Origin of the sequence: Paucibacter sp. B2R-40, assembly GCF_025717555.1 — a bacterium.
GTDB lineage: Bacteria > Pseudomonadota > Gammaproteobacteria > Burkholderiales > Burkholderiaceae_C > Paucibacter_A.
Genome location: NZ_JAJIRP010000041.1, coordinates 1 through 408, shown reverse-complemented (window position 1 = coordinate 408; position 408 = coordinate 1). Strand labels below are relative to the sequence as shown.

Here is a 408-nt window from a genome sequence, read left to right as displayed (position 1 = left end):
AATGATGGCGCCCGATTCGCTCAGCCATTGCACCGAACCCTTGGCATCGGTGATCTTCAGGCAGGGCACCTTGGTGGCGCCTGAGCCTTGCAATAGAGCGGCGCGGTTGGGCTCATCATGCTGAGCATCCAGCCGCACTATTGGCAGCGCCAAGGCTTGGATTTCTTGCCTGACCTTGATGCAAAACGGGCAGGTCTTGAATTGATAAAGCGTCAGGCTGGCACATTGCCGATCGACTTCGAGTTGCGCTTCGGCCGAGCGCTGCATCGGCGCGGGGCGCGTCAAGCGCTCTTTCAGCAGCAGCACGGGACCCAGCAAGAGGCGCAAGGTTCTGAAGAAGAGGCGAATCAGTGGTTTCATGGCAGGGAAGTGAAAAGCGAGCGGCTATGAAAAAACCCCCAACACCTT

1 protein-coding gene is annotated in these 408 nt (G+C 58.1%); it reads right to left on the bottom strand.

Going from position 1 to position 408, the window contains the following annotated elements; all coding sequences use genetic code 11:
* Positions 1–360 (bottom strand): glutaredoxin family protein (locus tag LNV09_RS24660; protein WP_263559710.1); only part of this gene is annotated, 360 nt, incomplete at its 3' end.
* Positions 361–408: the final 48 nt, after the last annotated feature.